Here is a 21,862-nt window from a genome sequence, read left to right as displayed (position 1 = left end):
ATGAGCCAGCCCAATCAGTTTTCCCTGCTCAAGCAACGCCGTTTCGCGCCGTTTTTCTGGACCCAGTTCCTCGGCGCCTTCAACGACAATCTGTTCAAGACCGCGCTGGTGGTCATCATCACCTTCGATGCGCTCAGGTGGACCTCGATGGAACCATCGCTGATCACCAACCTGATCCCCGGCCTGTTCATCCTGCCGTATGTGCTGTTCTCGGCGACCGCCGGCCAATTGGCCGACAAGTTCGAGAAGGCCGGCCTGACGCGCTTCGTCAAGTGGCTGGAAGTCGGCATCATGTGCGTGGCCGCGCTGGGCTGGGTGACGCATCATCTGTGGCTGCTGATCGCGGCGGTGGTGGGCATGGGCGTGCATTCGACGCTGTTCGGTCCCGTCAAATATGCCTACCTGCCGCAGCAGCTCAAGCCGGAAGAACTGATCGGCGGTAACGGCGTCACCGAGATGGGTACCTTCGTCGGCATCCTGATGGGCGAGGTGCTGGGCGCGGTGCTGGTGGTACAGCAGCCGCATGGCCTGCTGTATGAAGCTGCAGCCACGGTAGTGGTGGCTGCGCTTGGCCTGGCCGCAGCGTACCGCATTCCCAATTCGCCGGCGCCGGCGCCGGACCTGAAGATCAGCTGGAACTTCGTCAGCGAATCGGTCCGCAATATCAATTTCTCGCGCAAGAACCGCACGGTGTTCCTGTCGATGCTGGGCAACTCGTGGTTCTGGTTTTATGGCGCGCTGATACTGGCGCAGTTCCCTGTGTACGCCAAGGATTACCTGCACGGCGACCACGGCGCTTTCGTGCTGCTGTTGACGATTTTCTCGCTGGGCGTGGGCAGCGGCTCGCTGCTGTGCGAACGGCTGTCGGGCCGCAAGGTGGAGATTGGCCTGGTGCCGTTCGGCTCCATCGGCCTGACGGTGTTTGGTATCGACCTGTATTTCGCCAGTTTGGCCTTTAGCGGCGGGGCACTGATCCCGGCGGGCGTGCATCTGGACGCGTTTGCGCTACTGGCGCAGCACGGGATGTGGCGCATCCTGTTCGACGTGCTGATGATCGGCATGTTCGGCGGCTTCTTCATCGTGCCGCTGTTCGCGCTGATCCAGCTGCGCTGCGATCCGCAGCATATCTCGCGCACCATCGCCGGCATGAACATCCTCAACGCGCTGTTCATGGTGGCGGCGGCCGGCCTGGCGATTGTGCTGCTGGGCCAGGGCTTGACGATCCCGCAGCTGTTCCTGGTGACCGCGCTGCTGAACGCCGTGGTGGCGATCTATATCTTCTCGCTGGTGCCGGAATTCCTGATGCGCTTCCTGGCCTGGCTGCTGATCCATACTGTGCACCGCGTGCGCACGGTGGACGTCGAACGGATTCCGGCCGAAGGCGCGGCGGTGCTGGTGTGTAACCACGTCAGCTACGTCGACGCCATCGTCATCGGCGCCACCGCGCCACGGCCGATCCGCTTCGTCATGGATCACCGCATCTTCAAGCTGCCGCTGCTGGGGTGGATCTTCCGTACCGCGCGCACGATTCCGATTGCGCCGGCCAAGGAAGATCCGTGGCTGATGGAGAAGGCGTATATCGATATCGCGCAGGCGCTGCATGAAGGTGAGCTGGTGTGCATCTTCCCCGAAGGGCAGCTGACGCGCACCGGCGACATCAACGACTTCAAGGGCGGCATCGCCAAGATCATCGACCGCACCAAGGTGCCGGTGATTCCAATGGCGCTGCGCGGGCTGTGGACCCATCTGCTGACCCGCAACCGCGAGAACGTCTTCGGCCGCGCCTTCCGCATCGGCTTGCGTTCGCGCCTGGAACTGGTGGTGGGCGAACCGGTGGCGCCGCAGGACGTCACGCCGGAAGACCTCAAACAGCGCGTAGCGGCCTTGCGCGGCGATTGGAAATAAGTATGGCAGACACCTTTACCGCCTCCGTCCCGCGCCTTCAGACCGAGCGACTGATACTGCGCGAATACCGGCGCGAAGATTTTGAGTTATTTGCCGACCATCTGGCGAATGCGGAAAGTTCGGCGTTCCTGGGCTCCGCCGACCGTGCCACGGCGTGGCGCATTTTCGGCTCGCATGCCGGATTGTGGCTGCTGCACGGCGCCGGCTGGTGGACCGTGGAGGATCGGCAGACCGGCCAGGTGGTCGGCTGCGTCGGCGCTTTCTTCCGCGAGCAGGCCACGGTGATGGAACTGGGCTGGAATACCTATCGCGCATTCTGGGGGCAAGGTATGGCCAACGAGGCCGCTGCGGCGGTCTTGCAGTATGCGTTCGAGGTGCGCGGTGAACCGAAAGTCCGAGCGCTGATCACCACTGGCAATGAGTCGTCACGCCGCGTGGCCGAGCGCCTGGGCATGGTCTACGAAATGGAAACCGAACTGCACGGCAAGGCTATCAATAGTTACATGCTCGAGCGTCGATGCCAATAATGCCATCTGGCTAAAATGTCCATGTCATAGTGGTTAGAAAATGTAACTTACCACAGGTTACAAATTCCATTTTTGTCTTTACAGGTTTTCTTTAGACTGCCATGCGGCGCCTCACGAGGGCGTCACATACCAATCAGGGGAAAACTAAAAATGCAAAAACTTACCTACAGCGCGTTGGCGCTGGCGGCTGCGCTGGCGCTGAGCGCTTGCGGCGGCGGCTTCGACAATACTTACACGCCGCCACCAGCCGCACCACCTGCGCCGCCGCCAACACCGGTGGCCTCGGTCATCAAGGTTGATTTTACCCAGGGCATCGACGGCTGGACGCCGGGCGTGGCCGATTATGTCGACGGCGATGAGCCGAGCGAAACCGGCTATGGCTGGTCCAAGCTGCCCGCACCGCTGGAAGGCAAGGGCTACTTCCTGACTTCCCACAACAACAGCGACGATGTGCTGACCTATGCCAAGCATCAGGTCGGCGGCTTTGTGCCGGGCGCGAAATACAATCTGACTTTCTCGATGACCTATGCCACCGATGCCTCCACCCAATGCTTCGGCGTCGGCGGCTCGCGCGGGCTCGGCATCTTCATGGTGGCGGCGGCCAGCGGTGACGAGCCGAAAACGGTCAAGCAGGCGAATGGCGCATACCGTCTGAATCTGGATCGCGGCAATAACGGCGAATCTGGCACCCAGGGCAAGACGCTGGGCGTGCTGGGCTCGGAAGATCTGGAGTGCGGCGCCGGTGTGTGGGTGAAACAGACCCGCGCTTCGGACGAGGCTATTCCGGTCACCGCCGACAAGGACGGCAAGCTGTGGATCGTGCTGGGCGCCGATTCCGGCTTTGAAGCCACCAACGCCTGGTTCCTGCTGGGCGCGACCGTCAACGTCAAGCCGCAGTAATCAAGCTACGGTAATCAGCGCGCCGCCTGCACCTGCTCGCGGTTATGCCGCGCGCCGGCCAGGCGGACGATTTGATCCAGCTCCACCGGCTTCACCAGATGATGGTCGAAGCCGGCTTCCACGGTGCGGCGGCGGGCGTCGCTCTGGCCCCAGCCGGTCAGGGCCAGTAACAGAATGCGCTCGGCGCCGGGCCGCTGGCGGATGGCACGCGCGGTTTCGTAGCCATCCATGCCCGGCATGCCGAGGTCCATGATGATCATGTCCGGCGCCAGTTTTTCCACAGCGGCGATGGCGGCCGGGCCGTCGTACACGGCGCGCACGTCGAAGCCGTCGATTTCCAGCAGTGCGGCCAGTGAGTCGGCGGCGTCCTGGTTGTCGTCCACCACCAGGACCTGCATTTTGCGGCCGTCGTGGCCGGCGTGCTGCGCAAGCGGCACCGGCTGGCGCGCGCCTTCGCTGTCGAGCACCGGCAGGCGGATTACGAATTCACTGCCCTGGCCGAGTCCGGCGCTGTGGGCGTCCACACTGCCGCCGTGCATTTCGGCGAACTCGCGCGCCAGGCTCAGGCCAATTCCCAGCCCGCTGGAAAACTGGCCGCTGACGGTATTGCTTTGCTCGAACATACGGAAGATGCGCGGGATGGTATCGGCATCCAGCCCGATGCCGTCGTCGCGGATGGTGACTTGCAGCGTGCCGTCGTCCGCCGTGGCGCGCACCAGCACATGGCCACCCTGCGGCGTGAACTTGACCGCGTTGGACAGGATGTTGGCGTAGATTTGCACCACGCGCGCGTAATCGGCATTCAGCATGATTTCGCTGGGCGGCAGCTGCCAGGCGATGTGGATGCGCTTGGCGTCGGCGGCTTGCTGGCACAGTTCGGACACGTGGCTCATCACCGAGCCCAGCGACACCAGCTGCGGTTGCAGCCTGATCTTGCCGCTGGTGATGCGCGACACGTCCAGCAGGTCGTCGACCAGGCGCGTCAGCAGGCGCACCTGGCGTTCCACCATGTCGCGGATGCGCGCCACCGGCGCCGCGTCCGGATACAGGTGCGTCAGCAGCGACACCGAGGTGCGGATCGGCGCCAGCGGATTGCGCAGTTCGTGTCCGAGGCTGGCGAGGAATTCATCCTTGCGGCGCGCCGCTTCGCGCACCTGGTATTGCTTGTTGCGCGCGCGCAGCGTCGAATGCAGCGCGGTGATCAGGGTCAGCGTGCGCACCGGCCGCTCCATCAGGCTCAGGTTGCCCAGGCCGGTGATGGCGCGCCGCACCACCGCCGAATCGGCGCCGTTGTGCGTCAGCAGGATGATCGGCAGGTCGGACCAGTCTGGCTGACGGTCGACGCAGCGCTGCAACAGCTGCAAGGCGCCCGGCGCCAATGCTTCCTCCACTGTCAGCACGGCGCCGGCGCCGCGTGCCAGTTCCTCCTCCAGTTGCGCCAGGTTGGCGCACACCTGGCTGTCGATGGCGGCCAGCGCCAGCACCTTGGCCGCCAGCGGCGCGTCCTGACCGGTGGGGGCGTAAATCAGGATGCGCGTTTCCATGGTGCTCAGAGCGCCGGCGGCTGAATGGCGGCCGGGCCGTGATAGGTCGGCACGCCGGTCAGCACGCCGTGGAAGTCCTTCAGCACCGGCCCCACCCGCAGGCCGGTGGCGCTGATCTCGAAGCGGCGCAGCGTGCGCTCGTGCGTGCTGCCGCGCTTCTTGAACACCGAGATGGCCTGGCGCACTTCGCCTTCGGCCTCGAAATAGCGCAGCATGATGATGTTGTCGGCCAGGTAGCTGGCGTCGACGGCGGAGGTCATGCCGGGACCCATCACGCCCGATTGCACGCCGACCAGCACGCTGACCACGCCACGCTGACCCAGGTAGGTCAGCAGCTCGTGCAGGTGGATGATCAGGAAGCGCTCGTCCGGCACCGCGTTCATATAGCCGTTCAGGCTGTCGATGACGACCACCCGCGCGCCGTGTTCCACCTCGCGCACGACGGCGCTGGCGAATTCGCCCGGCGACAGTTCGGCCGGATCGATCTGCTGCACCGACAGCAGGCCCTTGTCAATCGCGCCGTGCAGGTTGAAGCCGAGGTTGGTGCAGCGGTTGAGCATATTGTTGCGCGCTTCCTCGAACAGGAACATGGCGCAACGCTCGCCGCGCTCGGTGGCGGCGTGGACGAATTGCGCCGCCAGCGACGACTTGCCGGTGCCGGAGGGACCGGACAGCAGCGTGCTCATGCCTTCCTCCAGGCCGCCGCCCAGCAGTGCGTCGAGCGAGGCCAAGCCGCTCGACAATTGCCGGCGGCTGGCCGATTCGCGCGTGGCAGCGGCCACCAGGCGCGGATAAATATACAGTCCGCCCTTGATGATCTTGTAGTCGTGCGCACCGCCGCGGAAGGCCACGCCGCGGTATTTGACCACGCGCAGCCGGCGGCGCTCGGCGCCATAAGCCTGGTCGGCCAGTTCCAGCGTCATGACGCCGTGCGCCACGCTGCGCACTTGCAAGTCGGTCGACAGCGCGGTGCGGTCGTCGAGGAAAATGGTGGTGCAGTTGCGGCTGCTCATGTATTGCTTGAGCGCCAGCACCTGGCGCCGGTAGCGCAGCGGGCTTTCCGCCAGCAGTTGCAGCTCGGACAGCGAATCGAGCACCACGCGGCTCGGATGGTAGCGGTCGATGGCGCCGAGAATGCGCTGGGTGGTGTTGCCCAGTTCGATTTCGGACGGGTGGAAGATGGTGTACTGCTGGTCCGGGTCGAGCGCCTTTTCGTCGGGAATGATCTCCTCGATATGGATGCCGTCCATGCTCCAGCCGTGCGACTGCGCCACGCTGCGCAGTTCCACGGCGGTTTCGGCCAGCGTGATGTATAGCGTGGTTTCGCCGCGCCGCACGCCTTCGTTGAGGAACTGCAGCGCCAGCGTGGTCTTGCCGGTGCCCGGCTCGCCTTCGACGAGGTACAGCCGGTCCTTGGTCAGGCCGCCGGTGAGGACCACGTCCAGGCCCGGCACGCCGGTGGGGAGAAAATCGGTGCTCAGGCTGTTTTGTTCTTCCATTGGTCGCGTTCCAGGCATTAATTGTTGTCTGGACGATGCTACCGGAAAGCGCTAACGGCGGGCGCGCTGCTGAATTCCCTGTTGCTTGTGGCGGTACATGGCGCGGTCGGCGCGGCCCAGTAGCATTTCGGTATCCTGCGGGTCGTCCGGGTGGTGCACCGCGATGCCCAGGCTGGCGCTGAGGGTGACGCTGGTGGTCTTCAGCGTGAACGGCTGGCTTAGCGCCGGCAACAGCTTGTCGGCCGCTTCCTGGGCGGCGGCGTCGCTGGCCAGCATCTCGAGGATGACGATGAACTCGTCCCCGGCCAGGCGGCCGACGGTGTCGGTCTTGCGCACCGCGCCGCGCACGCGCTGGGCGAACTGACGCAGCAGCTCGTCGCCTTCCTCGTGGCCGTAGCGGTCGTTGATCTGCTTGAAGCGGTCGAGGTCGAGGAAGAACACGGCGCAGGCCTGGCCCGAGCGGTTGGCCCGTTGCAGCGCTTCCGGCAGCGTCTTCATCAGCGCGCGCCGGTTCGGCAGGCCGGTCAGGGTGTCGCGCAGCGCCAGTTCCTCCATCGACGCAAACAGCTGCTTGCGCTCGCTGATATCGTGCAGGAAGGCGATAAACAGGTGGCCGCTGCTGCGCGGCACGTAGGCCAGCGACACTTCCACCGGCAGTTCCTGGCCGGCGCGGTTGTGCAGCGCCAGTTCGACCCGGCGGCTCAGCACGGTGGTGGCGCCGTCGGCGCTTTCGGCCAGCTGACGCATGTCGCGTTCGTAGGCGCGGCGCAGCGGCAGCGGCAGCATCATGGCGGCCAGTGGCTGGCCGATCACTTCCGAGCGCTTCCAGCCCAGCAGCTTTTCCGCTTGCAGGTTCCATTCGCGCACCACGCCGCCCGGATCAAGCGCAATGAAGGCGTCGTGGGCGTTGTCCAAAATGGCACGCAGTTCGGCCGCGCGCTCCTGCAGCAGCTGTTGCGTGCTTTGCTCCTGGCCCAGCGCGCGCTCCAGCTGCAAGGCCTTGCGGGCGATTTCTCGGGTGCGCTCGGCCACCGTCGATTCCAGCTTTTCATTCAGGCCGCGCAGCGCGTCCAGGTGGTGCTGCTCGTTGCGCAGCATTTCCGCCAGCGCGCGCGATAGCACCTGCGCCTCGTGGAAGGTGTCGACCGGCTGGATCGCCGGCAGTGTCGGCAGCGCGTCGGTGGTCACCAGCCGCGCCTCGATGGTGTGGCTGAGTTCATTGAGTGGCCGGGTCAGGCGGCGCGTGACGATGGCGGCGGCCAGCGCCATGGCGGCGCCGAGGATGGCGCCCAGCAGCAGGATCTGGCGTTCCAGTGCGCGGGCGCCGGACAGCGCCTGCTCCTCCGGCTGGCGCGCCAGGATGGCCCAGCTGAGCGTGGCCGGATCGTCAGGACTGCCGCTGCGGGCGTAGCCGGTCAGGTAGCTGCGGCCGTCGGCCCAGGTTTCCTTGAGCGCGCCGGAGGCGCCGCTGCGCGCCATGGTCAGGCTGTCGCTATAGATCTGTTGTTCCTCGCTGCCCGGCGGCCCGAGCATGACGGTGCCGTCGGCGCGCACCACGAACAGGTCGGCCGAATACTGCTGGTCGCCGGCCGGCGCCAGCATGGTCTGCGCCAGGCGCCGCATCCAGCCCCAGCTCAGGCGCACGCACAGCACGCCGCGGTAGTTGCCGTCGGCGTCCTGCAGCGGGCCGGCGGCGTCGATGAAACGCCATGGTTCGGCGGCGGAGGACGGCTTTTGGCCGGTCAGCGCGGGAGACGAGGCCTCGCCAGCGTACAGCGCGCGCTGGCCCTGCTTGAACCAGGGGCGGCCACTGACATCGGCGCCTTCCAGCACACCCTGGGTGGCGGCCATCACCACGCCTTGCGGGTTGGCCAGGCCGATCCAGGCGTAGTCGGGGAAGGTTTTTTGCAGGCTTTCCAGCGCCTGGCGCACTTCGGCCGGCGCGCGGGCGGCGCGCATGTCAGGCAATGACGTGAGCAATTGGACATCGCCGCTGGCGCGCCGCACTGCGCCATTCAGGGCGTCGCGCATTTGCCACGACAATTGTTGTAAACGCTGTTGGGCCTCGCGGCGCGCGTAGTTCAGCGCGAAATGGTCGACCAGAATCAACAGCGATAGCACCGTCAGCAGCACCGTGGCGCTGACGCCCATCGTCACCAGGGTGGTGAGGCGGGGCGGGTGGTAGAGGACGGTTTAGGAATGTGCACGAGCGTACTAAATGATGACGTAAAGAAATTAACTGATTGTAGCATTGCAACGTCCCTGCACTAGGACAGTGCGCTGAATTTCATCGCCTTAAGCCACGCTTAAATCTTTCGGTATCACCCCGCACTGCACCATATAGTTGCTTGACTTAATTAGAATGATCGTTCATTCTATAGGTTGTGCTTAATTTTTATACAGAAAGCTCATCACATGGAAGCCCTTTTCTGCAAAAAAACAATGCTGCGCACCGCTGGTGCCGCAGCTATCGTCTCCGCACTGGCCGTGTTGGCCGGTTGCTCCAAGTCCACGTCCGAAGCACCTCACCAGCAGCAGGTGGCGGAAGTGGGCGTTTTCAAAGTGGCGCAAGCGCCGCTGCAAATCACGACCGAACTGCCGGGCCGCACCAGCGCATACCAAGTCGCTGAAGTGCGCCCGCAGGTCAGCGGTCTGATTCAGAAACGCCTGTTTGTCGAAGGCGCCGACGTCAAAGCCGGTGTCCCGTTATACCAGATTGACCCGGCCACCTATCAGGCCGCGTACAACTCCGCCAAGGCCACCCTGGCCAAGGCCAAGGCCAACCTGCTGACGTCGCAGCCGAAAGTGGGCCGCTATAAAGAGCTGGTGGCCATCGAAGGCGTCAGCAAGCAGGATTACGACGACGCCGTGGCCGCCTACGAGCAAGCCAAAGCCGATGTGGAATCGGCCAACGCCGCCGTGGAACAAGCCAAGATCAATGTGAACTACACCCACGTCGATGCGCCGATCAGCGGTCGTATCGGCCGTTCGACCGTCACGCCGGGTGCGCTGGTGACCGCCGGCCAGACCACCGCGCTGACCACCGTGCAGCAGCTGGACCCGATCTACGTCGACGTTACCCAGTCGAGCGAAGACATGCTTCGCCTGAAGCGCGACGTCGCTAACGGCAGCCTGCGCAAAGACGGCCAGGCCAAGGTGACGCTGGTGCTGTCGGACGGCACCAAGTACGCGGAAGAGGGCAAGTTGCAGTTCTCCGATGTGACGGTCGATACCGGCACCGGCAACGTCACGCTGCGCGCGCTGTTCCCGAATCCCAAGCATGATCTGCTGCCTGGCATGTTTGTGCGCGCCATCGTCGATTCCGGCGTCAACGAGCACGCCATCGCCGTGCCACAGCAGGGCGTGACCCGCAACGCCAAGGGCGAAGCGACGGCACTGGTGCTGAACAAGGAAGGCAAGGTCGAACAACGCGTGCTGACCACCGGCGGCACCATCGGCGACAAGTGGCTGGTTAAATCGGGCCTGAACGAAGGCGATCTGTTGATCGTCGAAGGCGTGCAGAAAGTTAAACCTGGCGCGCCGGCCAACGCCGCCAAGCCTGCCGCCGCACCGGCCGCTGCACCTGCCGCGGCGCTCGCCGCCGGCGGCGCCGTCCCCGCCAACGCCAAGAGCGCGCAATAAGGAGTTAGTCTATGTCTCGTTTCTTTATTGATCGCCCGATTTTTGCGTGGGTGGTCGCGATCGTGATTATGCTGGGCGGCATAATCTCGATTCTCGGCCTGCCGATCGCACAGTATCCAAGCATTGCGCCGCCGTCGATTTCGATCAGCGGCACCTACCCAGGCGCCTCGGCCAAGACCGTGGAAAACGCCGTTACCCAGATCATCGAACAAAAGATGAAGGGTATCGACGGCCTGCGTTACATGTCGTCATCGTCCGATTCGGCCGGTGGCGTGACGCTGACGCTGACCTTCAAGAGCGGCACCAATCCTGACATCGCGCAGGTGCAGGTGCAGAACAAGCTGCAGCTGGCCACGCCGCTGCTGCCTGCTGCCGTGCAGCAGCAAGGCCTGGTGGTGGCGAAAGCTACCAAGAACTTCCTGATGGTGCTGGGCTTCGTGTCGGAAGACGGCTCGATGAAGCAGGCCGACATCGGCGATTACGTCACCGCCAGCGTGATCGATCCGGTCTCGCGGGTGGAAGGCGTGGGCGATGTGACCAACTTCGGTTCGCAGTACGCCATGCGCATCTGGCTGGACGCCGCCAAGCTGCAAAGCTACCAGCTGACCCCTGCCGACGTCAGTGCCGCGATCAGCGCGCAGAACACCGAAGTCTCGGCTGGCCAACTGGGCGGCCTGCCGGCCGTCGCCGGCCAGCAGCTGAATGCCACCGTGACTGCGCAAAGCCGTTTGCAAACGGCCGAGCAGTTCGGTGAGATCCTGCTGAAGACCAGCACCAGCGGCGCCACCGTGCACCTGCGCGATGTGGCCCGCATGGAGCTGGGCAGCGAGACCTATAACATCCTGGCGCGCTACAACGGCAAGCCGGCATCCGGCATGGCGATCAAGCTGGCCACCGGCGCCAACGCGCTGGACACCGCCAATGCGGTCAAGGCCAAGATCAAGTCGATGGAAGGCCAGTTCCCGAAAGGTCTGAAAGCCGTCGTCGCGTTCGACACTACGCCATTCGTCAAGCTGTCGATTGAAGAAGTGGTGAAAACCCTGGTCGAGGCAATCGTCCTGGTGTTCCTGGTGATGTACCTGTTCCTGCAAAACTTCCGCGCCACGCTGATTCCAACCATGGCGGTGCCGGTGGTGCTGCTGGGTACCTTCGCCATCCTGTCGGCGCTGGGCTATTCGATCAACACGCTGACCATGTTCGCGGTGGTGCTGGCAATCGGCCTGCTGGTCGATGATGCGATTGTGGTGGTGGAAAACGTCGAGCGCGTGATGACGGACGAAGGCTTGTCGCCGCTGGAAGCGACGCGCAAGTCAATGACCCAGATCAGCGGTGCGCTGGTCGGCATCGCCATGGTGCTGTCGGCGGTGTTTGTGCCGATGGCCTTCTTCAGCGGTTCGACCGGCGTGATTTACCGCCAGTTCTCGGTGACCATTGTGTCGGCGATGGTGCTGTCGGTGCTGGTGGCGATGATCTTCACGCCAGCGCTGTGCGCCACCATCCTGAAGCCGGTGGAAAAAGGCCATGCCATGTCCAACAAGGGTTTCTTCGGTTGGTTCAACCGTACCTTTGAGCGTGGCACCAATAAATACCAGGGCATCGTTGGTTCGATCCTGAATCGCGGCGGCCGTTCGCTGGTGCTGTACGCAGTGCTCCTGGTGGTGCTGGCCGTGGTGTTCATGCGCCTGCCGACTTCCTTCCTGCCGGAAGAAGACCAGGGCGTGCTGTTCTCGCAGATCCAGCTGCCAACCGGCGCAACCCAGCAACGCACGCTGAAAGTGATCGAAAAAGTCGAGAACCACTTCCTGACCAACGAGAAGGACAACGTCGCTTCCGTGTTCGCGGTGGCTGGCTTCAGCTTCAGCGGCAATGGCCAGAATACCGGCATCGCCTTCGTGCGGATGAAGGACTGGGCGGATCGTCCGGGCGTCTCCAATCGCGTCAGCTCGATCGTCGGCCGCGCCATGGGTTCGTTCTCGCAGATCAAGGACGCGATGGTGTTCGCCTTCGCCCCGCCTGCGGTGCTGGAACTGGGTAACGCCAGCGGCTTCGACCTGCAGCTGCAGGATATCGGCGGCGTCGGTCACGATGCGCTGATGGCTGCGCGTAACCAGATGCTGGGCATGGCATCGCAGAGCAAAGTGCTGGTGGGCGTGCGTCCCAACGGCCAGGAAGATACGCCGCAGTACAAGATCACCGTCGACCAGCAGAAAGCGATTGCGCTCGGCCTGACCGTGTCCGATGTGAACTCGGTGCTGAGCACTGCCTGGGGTAGTGCTTACGTCAACGACTTTGTCGACCGTGGCCGCGTGAAGAAGGTGTACCTGCAAGGCGCGGCCGAAGCGCGCATGACGCCGGAAGACCTGAACAAATGGTTCGTGCGTAACGCCAGCGGCCAGATGGTGCCATTCTCGTCGTTCTCGGCGGGCGAATGGATTTACGCCTCGCCGCGCCTGGAGCGCTACAACGGCCTGCCATCGACCGAGATCCTGGGCGCGCCTGCGCCGGGTCAGAGCTCGGGTACCGCGATGGCGGAAATCGAAAAGCTGGCGGCGCAACTGCCGCCGGGTATCGGCTTCGAGTGGACCGGCCTGTCGACCGAGGAACGCGATTCCGGCTCGCAGACCACGCAGCTGTACGCCATCTCGGTGCTGATCGTGTTCCTGTGCCTGGCCGCGCTGTATGAAAGCTGGTCGATTCCGTTCTCGGTGCTGCTGGTAGTGCCGCTGGGTGTGATCGGCGCGGTGGTGGCGACCTATGTGTTCAAGCTGTCCAACGACGTCTACTTCCAGGTCGGCCTGCTGACCGTGGTCGGTCTGGCGGCGAAGAATGCGATTCTGATCGTGGAGTTTGCGAAGGAACTGCAGGACGCCGGCGAGGATCTGAAGAAGGCCACGCTGCACGCGGTCAAAATGCGTCTGCGTCCGATCCTGATGACTTCCATCGCGTTCGGCCTGGGCGTGTTCCCGTTGGCGATCAGCAGCGGCGCCGGTTCCGGCAGCCAGAATGCGATCGGCATCGGCGTGCTGGGCGGGATGCTGACGGCGACCTTCCTGGGGATCTTCTTCGTGCCGCTGTTCTTTGTGCTGGTGCGTGGCTACTTCGCTCCGAAGAAGCCGGCCGCTCCTGCTCCTGCTGTAGAGGTGCACTAATATGATGAAAAAATCTTTATTCACGATGGCGGCGCTGGCGATGTTGGCCGGCTGCAGCCTGGCGCCAGTGTATGAACGCCCGGCGCAACCGGTGGCGCAGACCTTCCCGCACGGCGAGGCCTACCAGGGCGTGCCACAGGCGGCGGCCGACGCCAAGCCGGTGTCGCAAATCCTGTGGCGCGAATACTTCGCCGATCCCAAGCTGCGCAAGGTGATCGAGCTTGCGCTGGCCAACAACCGCGACCTGCGCGTGTCGGTTCTCAACATCGAGAAGGCCAAGGCGCAGTACAACATCGACACGGCGGCGCTGCTGCCGAAACTGTCGGCCAACGTTAGCCAGAGCGCCTCGCGCACGCCGTCCAACATGACCGGCACCGGCCAGTCGATCGTCAACCGCCAGTACAACGGCGGCCTGGTGATGTCTTCGTATGAGCTGGACTTCTTCGGCAAGGTGCGCAACCAGTCCGAGGCTGGCCTGCAAAGCTACCTGGGCACCGAGGAAGCGCGCCGCACGCAGCAGATTACGCTGGTGTCGGAAGTGGCGAATGCCTACCTGACGCTGATCGCCGATCAGCAGCGTTTGAAGCTGTCGCTGGAGACCGTCAAAAGCCAGCAGACCAGCTATGACCTGAGCCGCAAGCGCTTCGCTTCCGGCGTGGTGGCCGGCACCGATATGTACGACGCGCAGACCAGCGTGGAAACCGCGCGCAACGACGCCGCGGTCTACACCGCGCAGGTGGCGCTGGACCAGAATGCGCTGGCGCTGCTGGTCGGCAGCGCCGTGCCGGACGAGCTGCTGCCAACCGGCGAGCTGGAAGAGGTGACGCAGCTGGCGGCGATTCCGGCCGGCCTGCCATCGGACCTGCTGCAATCGCGTCCGGACGTGCAGGAAGCGGAGCGCTCGCTGCGCGCCGCCAATGCCAATATCGGCGTGGCGCGCGCCGCCTTCTTCCCGAGCATTTCGCTGACGGCGTCGGGCGGTAGCGCCAGCAGCACCTTGTCCGGCTTGTTCAAGGCCGGTTCGTCGACGTGGAGCTTTGCGCCGCAGATCAACCTGCCGATCTTCGATGGAGGCGTCAACCGCGCCAACCTGAATATCGCCAAGGCCGATCGGGACATCTCGGTGGCGCAGTATGAGAAGTCGATCCAGACCGCGTTCCGCGAAGTGGCCGATGCACTGGCCACGCGCGGCACGCTGGATCAGCGTCTGGCGTCGTCGCAGGCGCTGGTCGAGGCTTCGCAGAAGAGCTACACCATCAACGAAGCGCGTTATCGCCAGGGGGCTGACACCTACCTGAACGCACTGGTGTCGCAACGCGCGCTGTACACGGCGCAGCAAGGTTTGATCACCACGCGCCTTGCAAAAAACAGCAACGCCGTCACCTTGTATAAGGTGCTGGGCGGCGGCTGGCAGCCTGAGTTGCCACCGCAGCGCTGATGCTGCACGGTGGACGCCGCACTGGCGTCCACCGGTTTGATCTTTTCATATTACCCAAGGACCGCTCCATGAAATCCCACGTCAAGCGACGCACTGACCCGGAACGGGCGCAGAGTCGCCGTAACCAGGTTTTGCAGGCCGCTGCCGTGTGCTTCGCGCGCAGCGGCTTCCATGGCGCCAGCATGTCCGAGATTTCGAAAGAAGCCGGCATGAGCGCGGGCCACATCTACAACTACTTCGACAACAAGGAAGCCATCATCATGGCCTTCGTCGACCTGGAGTCGGAGCATGTGGCGGCGCAGTTGCGCGAATTGAGCGGCAAGGACGATCCGCTGCAATCGATGATCGACGAGGCGCCGCGCCACATCGACGAAAACCTCGATCCGCAGTACTTCCAGCTGCCGCTGGAGATGTTTGCCGAAGCGGCGCGCAATCCCAAGATCGCCGACGCCATGCGCGCTTCCGACGTGGTGGCGATGGCCGAGTTCCGGCCCATCATCAAGCGCGAACGCGAACGGCGCGGCCTGCCGGTTGACGACGCGCTGCTCGACGGCCGCATCAACACCATGGTGTCGCTGTTCCACGGCCTGCCGATCCGCGCCTTGCACCGTCCGGACATGGACCGCAACTCCCTTGTGGAAGGGTACCGGGTCGCCATGAAGGCGCTGCTGCTGAGCTGATTTGTCTCTTAATGTATCCTTCCGCTGCACGCGGTTGGCTGCTGTTGTACCATGCGTGATGTCCCTCTACAGCCTACAGGAGCATCATGACTGCCTACGTAATTCCCGCCCATGACATCGTCGGCCTGCCGGTCGCCGGCACTTCCGACTTGTTCCCGGTGCGCCGCGTCTACTGCGTCGGCCGCAACTACGCCGGCCACGCGCGCGAGATGGGTTCCGACCCGACCCGCGAACCGCCATTCTTCTTCTCCAAGCCGGGCGACGCCCAGGCCGTGGTGCCGGCCGCGCCGAACCGCGTGCTGGAACTGCCGTACCCGCCGCTGACCAATAATCTGCACTACGAGTGCGAACTGGTGGTCGCGCTGGGCAAGGGCGGCGCCAATATTTCGGTGGAAGATGCGGCCTCGCACATCTTCGGCTACGCGGTCGGCTTCGACATGACGCGCCGCGATCTGCAATTCAAGATGCGCGACGTCGGCCGTCCGTGGGAAATCGGCAAGGCGTTCGACTACTCCGCGCCGATCGGCCTGATCACCCGCGCCGAAGATGCGGGCGACATCAACCACGCCGCGATCCAGCTGGATGTGGATGGCGTGACCAAGCAGTCGTCGCATATTTCGGAGCTGATCTGGTCGGTCAGCGAAACCATCGCCAACCTGTCGACCTATTTCACGCTGGCGCCGGGCGACTTGATCTTCAGTGGCACGCCGGAAGGTGTGGGCGCGGTGGTGCGCGGTAATGTCCTGGAAGGCAAGGTTGCCGGCCTCTCCCCGATTACCGTTAAATTGGTATAAACCGGTTATAGCAGCGCGTTGATGGCGCTCAACGCCATCAACGCGTTGGCCGCCAGCCCCACATCCTGCGGGCTGGCGACCTGCGGCTCACGCGGGTTAATCCGTATCATGCGGCCGTTGTGGTGGCGGATCACGGACTGGCCGAAATGGCGCACCGATGGAATTGCCACTCCAGCGCCCAGTTCAATCACCAGCGGCTTGCTGGCTTTGTGCAGCAGCGCGTGCAGACGCGCTTCCTGGGCGCTGGCACGCGACTCGATCCAGCCACTGTCACCAAACATCAGAATATTTGGCCGCGCCAATGCGCCGCAGTGCGGGCAAGTGGGCGGCTGGTTCAATAACTGGCAGTTGACGGTGTCCACTTGCGGCGTGTAGCCATCCGCCGGCCAGATATGATCGCCGCAGGGCGTCAGGCATTGCAGATGGTGGATAGAGCCGTGGCATTCCAGGATGCGCTGCGGATCGAAGCCGGCTTTCTGAAAATGGCCATCGACATTGCTGGTGAAGACTGCGGCGCCATGCTGCATGCGTTCGCCCCATCGCTTCAGCAGCGTGAAGCCGACGTGTGGTTGCGTGTCGCGGTAGAGATTGAGCCGGTGCCCGTAAAATCCCCAGGCCAGCGCCGGATCTGCATGAAACGTGGCGGGCGAGGCGACGCTGGTAAACGCCATGCGCGCGCGACCGAGGGCAGGATAGGCCCGCCAGAAACCTTCATTGCCGCGAAAATCCGGCAAGCCGGAATCGACGCCCATGCCGGCGCCGGCCGCGATGATCAGCAGGTCGGCTTGTTGGAGCAGGGCGGCGGCGTGTTCGAGATCGGCGGTATCCATGACGCCATCTTAGCTGCGCCCGGCAAACATGACAAATACTTAAACGCGCTGCTATAATAAGCCGTTCGTCGGGGCGTAGCGCAGCCTGGTAGCGTACGTGCATGGGGTGCACGGGGTCGGAGGTTCGAATCCTCTCGCCCCGACCAACAAAATCAAATACTTAGAGTAGGAACTGTATAAAAGCCCAGCGCTGTATATTAGACGATTGTCTAATATGTTCGCCGGGCTTTGTGCTATTTCGCCTCGTCGGCCCATGGCAGGTCCATCACAATTTCCGACACATCCGGGATCGCTTCTTTGATATAGATGTCGGTCGTCTGGGAGGATGTATGGGCCAACTGCGTCTGGACCTCACCCGTCGCGATGCGGCCCCGTGCCGCGTCCGTGGCGCCCAGGGCGCGGATATCCTTGAACATCGCCCCCACTTCGATCTTCTTGCGCTTGGCGGCCCGCTTCCACATCGAGGAGAGTCCCGATTTGAAGTATGAGGGACAGCAGCGGCCGGTCATCGCCTGCAGCCGATAGTCGCGTTAGCCTGTAGCTACCGTTGGCCGTCGACCTTGCAAGGCAAGTTTGCCGGCGACAGCATGTAAGTTCGAACGCCTCTTGAACCATCTTCAAAGGTGAACTTGGTGTTGCCGCTCACATAGCTGTCCATATAGACGTAATTGATCGCGTGGTCGAGTTCGACCCATACACCTGTGGCGTTTTTGCAGCTGACAACACAACCGCTAGAGCTGCACTCGTACACTGCTCGGGTGCTGGCAAGCTGGGTTTGATTTTGCGCCGATGCGGGGAGAACTAGAGCCGTCACGGTAGTCGTGAGGAAAGCAGCGAGTTTCATAAACTTCCTATAAAATGTGTCCATGAGGAAATATTGTACATTCTAGTTTGCTTTCCCGTAAGTAGGATTTCTGGCGAAACCCTTTTTCGCATCACAACCAGATGATTGTGATCGGTCGTAGAATTTCAGGGCCGTTGCGGGAACGCAATAAGTTTGATATGGTGCATACCCATTGATCAAATTTGATGTAGACTTTCTGCATACACCTTGGATCAGGTAATTTTTCTGGTGTCATTTTAGGAGGAAATTATGAACCGATATCGCGAAGGTTGGGATGGCTAAGTGAGCGATCCCGTACAGTCTACCAAGGTCATCTTGTGGTTAGGCGAAAGTTTAGGCTTCTGGATACAAACAGGAGCCTTTCTTTTATCTGCTTTAGCCGCTGCATATATCATCTATCACAATGGAAAGCTTGCAAGATTGCGTGCGACCATTGATCTCGTAATGCATCAGAAAAGCGATCAAGATTTGTTGAGGTGTATCGAGGAGGTCTACCGTCTGAACGAGAGCCAAGTGAAGTTCAGCACCTTGGATCTGGGATCAGCAGAAGGCAAGTGTGTCCTCCGTGTGCTCAACAATCATGAATTCATTGCAGGTGGGATCCGGTCCGGAGCTTTTTCTGAGTCACTGTATAAGCAGATGCAATGCTCCAACGTATTGAAAGTTTACGCTGCCTCCCAAGCGATGATAATCGAGCTCCGAAACAAGGATAAAAAAGACACTATTTTTCAGGATTTTGAGTGGCTTGCTGCGCGTTGGAAAGTCGATCCTCTAAAGAAAAAGTGAAAACCTATCTAATTTTTCATATTTGGATCATAAAATACCCTTGCAACGCTGCATCATACAGGTGCTGGATATTAAACAGTTCTATGCAAACACCGCATTAATTCTACGTTTGAGGGATTTGCACCCGCGCATGAGATGCACGGGTCGGAGGTTTGGATCCTCTCGCCCCGACCAAAATCAATGACTTAGGCCAGCCTCGATGCTGGCCTTTTTCATTTTTCCGCTTGCCCGTCGGGATCGGCGCCGGCAAATAACTGTGGAGGTCGCAAGAATGCCCTCTTTACCGATAAGCCAGGCTCGCAGGAAGTTTCACCACGATGGTGGTACCTTCGCCGCGCTTGCTGTGGATGGCCAGCTTGCCGCCGATGCGGGCGGCGCGTTCTTGCATGCCGGTCAGCCCCCAGTGGCGGTCGCGGTGCCCGGTTTGGCGCACTTCGTCGTCGAGGCCCTTGCCGTGGTCGCGCACTTCCATCGTGAAGCTGGACGCATCATAAATTAGCTGCACCATCACCTGCGCGCTGCCGGAATGGCGCAGCGCGTTGGCGACGGCTTCTCTGCCGATGGCAAACAGTTCGTCTCCGACCTCGACCTGCAGCGCGCGCTGGGTGCCCGACTCACTCAGCGAGAACTCCACGCCGTACTGGGTCGCTGCAGCGACGCCGGCTTCTTTGAGCACTGGCGCCAGGGCGCTGCCACCGCCGTAATGCACGCGCAGGCCCATCAACTGGTCGCGGCCCTCATCGGCCACGGTGTCGGCGGCGTCGAGTGCGGCATCGATCTGCTGCTGTACCGCAGCGTTCTTCGGCAGCACCGCCTTGATGCTGTGGAAGCGCAGGATCAAGCTTTGCACGCTTTGCAGGAAGGTGTCGTGCAGCGTGCGGGCGATGCGTTCGCGTTCTTCCAGCCGGGTACGCATGCGCTCGACGGCGCGCGCGGTCAGGTAGGCTAGCCTCCGCAGGTATAGCAGATACACGCCGCCCGCCAGCAGCGCCGCGCACATCAGTTTGAACCAGAGCGCCTGGTAAAACGCCGGCGCGATACGAAAGCTCAGGCTGGCAGGCGCAGCGCTCCACAAGCCGTCCTCGTTGGCCGCCATCACCTCGAAACGATAGTCGCCCGGGCCGAGGTTGGTGTAGAACCCCTGGCGCAAAGCGCCGGCGTCCTGCCATTCATGGTCTTGTCCGATCAGCCGGGTACGGAAGCGTGCCCGCTCCGGGATCGACAAGACGGCGGCGGTGAAGTCGACGCGCAGATTGTGTGTGCCCTGTGGCAGGCCGAGGTCGTTGACGGCGGGGTAACGCCGGTTGTTGATGCTGAGCGAGGTGATCAGCGGCGTCGGCCGGACCGGGTTGCGGGTAATGTGGCGTGGATCGATCCAGCCCACGCTGCTGGAGGTGGCGTACCACAGGCGGCCATCGCCGGACTCAATCAGGCTGTCGGAAGGCACCGACGCCGTCGCGCCTTCGTGGCCGTCCAGGTAGCCGAAGCGCTCGGCGGTGACCCGGTCCAGGTCGCCGGCCAGCGCGGCGGCCACATCGGCGGCGCCGATCCGCACCAAGCCGTCAGGGCCGTGCAGCCACAGCTCGCCCTGTGCCGTTTGGACGATGCCGGACACGCCGTTGAACGGCTGTCCATTGCTGTCATTGAGCGGGATAAAGCGGCCGTTGCGCCAGTGCGCCAGGCCCAGCTCGCCACCGATCCACAGCGTGCCCTGGCCGCTGAACATGGTCGTCACGCTGCCGACCGCCAAGCCATCGGCGGGGCCGAACTGGCGCAGCTTGCCGTGGTCCAGCATGGTGATGGCGTTGCTGGTGTAGCCGAACCAGATCCTGCCCTGGGCGTCGCGGTGCACCGAGAGGGCGGTGCGCCCGGTCAGCGCGGCATGGCCGCCGCCGGCCTGCCAGACGCCGTCCTTGAAGGTATAGACGCCGCGCCGCAAGATGGACAGCCATAGCTGCCCCTCGTCGCCCATCGCCATCGCCTGCACCGGCTGTTGTATCAGCGCCGGCGGCAGCGGCCAACGACGTTGCTTGCCGTCACGCCAGCGCCACAACTGATGCGGGTTGCCAAACCACAGCGTGCCATCAACGGCGCGCGTGCTGGCGGTGGCGGACGGCATGTCGCTGGCGATGCGCCGGCCATCACGCGCGATGGCGAAGGTCGGCGGCGACAGCGCCTGCCGCGACGAGTGGCTGTTGATCCAGACTTCGCCGTCAGGACCGGCCGTGACGATGAAGTCGGTGCTGCCCTCGGGCATCGCTTGCACCGACAGATGGTTTTCCCGTATCCGGTCGATGCCGTTTTCCGTCATGAACCAGAGATTGCCCTCGCGGTCGTCAAACGGCGGCGTGAAGGTGCGCGCGGCGCTGAACTGGTAGGGCGCCGGGAATTGCTTCTTCAGCACAAAGTCGGGGGTGTACAGCCGCATGCCGTCGCCGGGACCGATCCACCACCCATTGCGGCGATCCCGGTGGACGCTGTAGGGCAGGCCGCCGCTGGCCGGCAAGCGCAGTGGTGACGAGGTCTCGGTAACGGGGTTGAATAGCCTCGGCGTTTCGCCGAATTTCATCACGATCACCTTGCCATCGGCCTGGACCTGACTGGCCAGCATGCTGCCCGCCGTGTCGACCTTGCGGAAGCGATGCGTGCCAGGTACGCTGCGAAACAGGCCAGCCGGGTGGGTGATCAACAGACCGCCGTCATGCAGCAGGTTGATGGAAGGGCGCTCGCCGGTCGGCAGGCCATCGTCCGGCCCCACCTGGCGCCAGCGCGCGCCGTCCAGCCAGTAAATTCCGGCATGGCTCGACATCCACAGCGTGCCGTCTGCGGTCTTGATGAACTCCAGGATGCGACCGGCTGGCACGCCTTGCGCTTCGCCGTAGTGCCGCACCGTGCCGTGTTCGAACACGCTGATGCCGCCGGCGTTATAGCCTACCCACAGCGCATCGCCGAACAGGGCCAGCGCTTGTACATTGGGCGACAGCAGCTTGTTGCCGCTGATCTCGTCGATACGCTCGAAGCGTACGCCGTCGAAGCGGAACAGGCCGTTGGGTGCGCCAAACCACAGCATACCATTGCGGTCCTGCAGCATCGTGCCGGCATCGGACGGCGCGCCATCCCGCGCCGTCCACGCGGTATGCGACAAGTTGGATTGCCAGAACGGTAGCGCCTCCATGGATGCCGCGCAGGACTCGAGCGCAGCCGTCGCCAGCAGCGCAGAGACACAGACCCGCAGCCGGGACCACCGATGTGAAGCAACAGGCATCTTGGTTATCGCATTAAATGTCGTAAACGCAACAGCCTACAGCATCGAGTTTTTTTGTT

General features: G+C 63.0%; 16 protein-coding genes and 1 tRNA gene. 10 read left to right on the top strand and 7 right to left on the bottom strand.

Annotation, left to right across the window (positions count from 1 at the left end):
* From HH213_RS02835 to HH213_RS02825, 3 genes are all read left to right on the top strand, one after another.
* A complete protein-coding gene (locus HH213_RS02835; protein ID WP_169110647.1) occupies nt 1–1,905 on the top strand; it encodes an MFS transporter in 1,905 nt (634 codons plus the stop codon).
* 2 nt (nt 1,906–1,907) lie between these two features.
* On the top strand, nt 1,908–2,432 hold the full coding sequence (locus HH213_RS02830) for a GNAT family N-acetyltransferase (RefSeq protein WP_169110645.1): 525 nt from the start codon (nt 1,908–1,910) through the stop codon (nt 2,430–2,432).
* Between the two features lie 150 nt (nt 2,433–2,582).
* Entirely contained in the window at nt 2,583–3,332 is a 750-nt protein-coding gene (locus HH213_RS02825; RefSeq protein WP_174864383.1) for a hypothetical protein, read from the top strand.
* Nucleotides 3,333–3,346: 14 nt separating this feature from the next.
* On the opposite strand, the gene HH213_RS02820 is transcribed toward HH213_RS02825, so the two are convergent.
* The 3 genes from HH213_RS02820 to HH213_RS02810 are packed head-to-tail and all read right to left on the bottom strand — an operon-like array spanning nt 3,347 to nt 8,526.
* Nucleotides 3,347–4,876 (bottom strand): hybrid sensor histidine kinase/response regulator, encoded by a 1,530-nt coding sequence (locus HH213_RS02820; protein WP_169110643.1) that lies wholly within the window; start codon nt 4,874–4,876, stop codon nt 3,347–3,349.
* Between the two features lie 5 nt (nt 4,877–4,881).
* Complete coding sequence (locus HH213_RS02815; protein WP_110849150.1) at nt 4,882–6,375, bottom strand: ATPase domain-containing protein; 1,494 nt, start codon at nt 6,373–6,375, stop codon at nt 4,882–4,884.
* 51 nt (nt 6,376–6,426) lie between these two features.
* On the bottom strand, nt 6,427–8,526 hold the full coding sequence (locus HH213_RS02810) for a diguanylate cyclase domain-containing protein (RefSeq protein ID WP_169110641.1): 2,100 nt from the start codon (nt 8,524–8,526) through the stop codon (nt 6,427–6,429).
* Between the two features lie 291 nt (nt 8,527–8,817).
* Between HH213_RS02810 and HH213_RS02805 the strand changes: the two genes are divergently transcribed.
* The 5 genes from HH213_RS02805 (at nt 8,818) to HH213_RS02785 (ending at nt 16,078) form a co-directional block, all read left to right on the top strand.
* Nucleotides 8,818–10,017 (top strand): efflux RND transporter periplasmic adaptor subunit, encoded by a 1,200-nt coding sequence (locus HH213_RS02805; RefSeq protein WP_174864382.1) that lies wholly within the window; start codon nt 8,818–8,820, stop codon nt 10,015–10,017.
* Between the two features lie 11 nt (nt 10,018–10,028).
* Nucleotides 10,029–13,166: an efflux RND transporter permease subunit gene (locus HH213_RS02800; RefSeq protein ID WP_169110629.1), complete on the top strand. Its 3,138-nt coding sequence runs from the start codon at nt 10,029–10,031 to the stop codon at nt 13,164–13,166.
* Between the two features lie 4 nt (nt 13,167–13,170).
* Entirely contained in the window at nt 13,171–14,604 is a 1,434-nt protein-coding gene (gene adeC / locus HH213_RS02795) for an AdeC/AdeK/OprM family multidrug efflux complex outer membrane factor (RefSeq protein WP_169114917.1), read from the top strand.
* Nucleotides 14,605–14,672: 68 nt separating this feature from the next.
* On the top strand, nt 14,673–15,284 hold the full coding sequence (locus HH213_RS02790) for a TetR/AcrR family transcriptional regulator (protein ID WP_110849146.1): 612 nt from the start codon (nt 14,673–14,675) through the stop codon (nt 15,282–15,284).
* Nucleotides 15,285–15,370: 86 nt separating this feature from the next.
* A complete protein-coding gene (locus HH213_RS02785) occupies nt 15,371–16,078 on the top strand; it encodes a fumarylacetoacetate hydrolase family protein (protein WP_169110627.1) in 708 nt (235 codons plus the stop codon).
* A gap of 5 nt (nt 16,079–16,083) precedes the next feature.
* On the opposite strand, the gene HH213_RS02780 is transcribed toward HH213_RS02785, so the two are convergent.
* On the bottom strand, nt 16,084–16,908 hold the full coding sequence (locus tag HH213_RS02780; protein ID WP_169110625.1) for an SIR2 family NAD-dependent protein deacylase: 825 nt from the start codon (nt 16,906–16,908) through the stop codon (nt 16,084–16,086).
* 69 nt (nt 16,909–16,977) lie between these two features.
* On the opposite strand from HH213_RS02780, the gene HH213_RS02775 reads away from it, so the two are divergent.
* Nucleotides 16,978–17,054, top strand: a tRNA-Pro gene (locus tag HH213_RS02775).
* An 87-nt stretch (nt 17,055–17,141) separates the two neighbouring features.
* Here the strand turns inward: HH213_RS02775 and HH213_RS02770 are convergent.
* Complete coding sequence (locus HH213_RS02770) at nt 17,142–17,369, bottom strand: site-specific integrase (RefSeq protein WP_169110623.1); 228 nt, start codon at nt 17,367–17,369, stop codon at nt 17,142–17,144.
* An 80-nt stretch (nt 17,370–17,449) separates the two neighbouring features.
* Nucleotides 17,450–17,752: a hypothetical protein gene (locus HH213_RS02765; RefSeq protein ID WP_169110621.1), complete on the bottom strand. Its 303-nt coding sequence runs from the start codon at nt 17,750–17,752 to the stop codon at nt 17,450–17,452.
* Between the two features lie 282 nt (nt 17,753–18,034).
* On the opposite strand from HH213_RS02765, the gene HH213_RS02760 reads away from it, so the two are divergent.
* Complete coding sequence (locus HH213_RS02760; RefSeq protein WP_169110619.1) at nt 18,035–18,538, top strand: DUF4760 domain-containing protein; 504 nt, start codon at nt 18,035–18,037, stop codon at nt 18,536–18,538.
* A 280-nt stretch (nt 18,539–18,818) separates the two neighbouring features.
* Here HH213_RS02760 and HH213_RS02755 read toward each other — a convergent pair whose 3' ends face one another.
* Complete coding sequence (locus HH213_RS02755; protein WP_169110617.1) at nt 18,819–21,683, bottom strand: sensor histidine kinase; 2,865 nt, start codon at nt 21,681–21,683, stop codon at nt 18,819–18,821.
* Nucleotides 21,684–21,862: the final 179 nt, after the last annotated feature.

The organism is Duganella dendranthematis (assembly GCF_012849375.1).
Classification (GTDB): domain Bacteria; phylum Pseudomonadota; class Gammaproteobacteria; order Burkholderiales; family Burkholderiaceae_D; genus Rugamonas; species Rugamonas dendranthematis.
The sequence above is the reverse complement of the archived record's forward strand: the minus strand, read 5'-3'. Positions and strand labels throughout refer to the sequence as shown.

Excerpts from the sequence above, each read along its gene's own strand:
- HH213_RS02835 (WP_169110647.1), top strand. The coding sequence starts at position 1 with ATGAGCCAGCCCAATCAGTTTTCCCTGCTCAAGCAACGCCGTTTCGCG.
- HH213_RS02830 (WP_169110645.1), top strand. The coding sequence starts at position 1,908 with ATGGCAGACACCTTTACCGCCTCCGTCCCGCGCCTTCAGACCGAGCGA.
- HH213_RS02825 (WP_174864383.1), top strand. The coding sequence starts at position 2,583 with ATGCAAAAACTTACCTACAGCGCGTTGGCGCTGGCGGCTGCGCTGGCG.
- HH213_RS02820 (WP_169110643.1), bottom strand. The coding sequence starts at position 4,876 with ATGGAAACGCGCATCCTGATTTACGCCCCCACCGGTCAGGACGCGCCG.
- HH213_RS02815 (WP_110849150.1), bottom strand. The coding sequence starts at position 6,375 with ATGGAAGAACAAAACAGCCTGAGCACCGATTTTCTCCCCACCGGCGTG.
- HH213_RS02810 (WP_169110641.1), bottom strand. The coding sequence starts at position 8,526 with ATGGGCGTCAGCGCCACGGTGCTGCTGACGGTGCTATCGCTGTTGATT.
- HH213_RS02805 (WP_174864382.1), top strand. The coding sequence starts at position 8,818 with ATGCTGCGCACCGCTGGTGCCGCAGCTATCGTCTCCGCACTGGCCGTG.
- HH213_RS02800 (WP_169110629.1), top strand. The coding sequence starts at position 10,029 with ATGTCTCGTTTCTTTATTGATCGCCCGATTTTTGCGTGGGTGGTCGCG.
- adeC (WP_169114917.1), top strand. The coding sequence starts at position 13,171 with ATGAAAAAATCTTTATTCACGATGGCGGCGCTGGCGATGTTGGCCGGC.
- HH213_RS02790 (WP_110849146.1), top strand. The coding sequence starts at position 14,673 with ATGAAATCCCACGTCAAGCGACGCACTGACCCGGAACGGGCGCAGAGT.
- HH213_RS02785 (WP_169110627.1), top strand. The coding sequence starts at position 15,371 with ATGACTGCCTACGTAATTCCCGCCCATGACATCGTCGGCCTGCCGGTC.
- HH213_RS02780 (WP_169110625.1), bottom strand. The coding sequence starts at position 16,908 with ATGGATACCGCCGATCTCGAACACGCCGCCGCCCTGCTCCAACAAGCC.
- HH213_RS02770 (WP_169110623.1), bottom strand. The coding sequence starts at position 17,369 with ATGTGGAAGCGGGCCGCCAAGCGCAAGAAGATCGAAGTGGGGGCGATG.
- HH213_RS02765 (WP_169110621.1), bottom strand. The coding sequence starts at position 17,752 with ATGAAACTCGCTGCTTTCCTCACGACTACCGTGACGGCTCTAGTTCTC.